This window comes from Cognatundibacterium luofuense, assembly GCF_018139685.1.
In the GTDB taxonomy this organism is placed as follows: Bacteria; Pseudomonadota; Gammaproteobacteria; order Burkholderiales; family Burkholderiaceae_D; genus Undibacterium; species Undibacterium luofuense.
In genome coordinates this window covers 1-288 of sequence record NZ_JAGSPN010000607.1, presented here as the reverse complement: position 1 = coordinate 288, position 288 = coordinate 1, and the positions used below count along the sequence as shown (strand labels likewise).

Annotated in this window: 1 pseudogene; it reads right to left on the bottom strand. The window is 53.8% G+C overall.

The annotated features are described in order from the left end of the window. Positions 1-37: 37 nt before the first annotated feature. A pseudogene (locus KDM89_RS21845) lies at positions 38-288 on the bottom strand (EamA/RhaT family transporter); the annotation flags it as partial.

Genomic DNA, 288 nt, shown 5'->3' with positions numbered 1-288 from the left:
GGCTTGCTGGCCTACTCAGTCGCCATCGGATCAGGTGCTACTCAGGTAGCACTTTAGCAGGACTATTGCGCGCATTGTAAAAACTGGCCAGACAACCACTGCACAGTATCACGACGATACCAGCCCAGCTAAGCCAGGACAAACTGTCACGCCAGATCAGCACATCCCAGATACTGGAAAAGACAATGCCCAGATATTGCAGATTTGCAGTCAGCAAGGTGTTACCCAAGCGGTAGGCACGTGTCATCGCCATTTGGGCGAGTGCCGCCGTAATGCCGATGGCCAGCA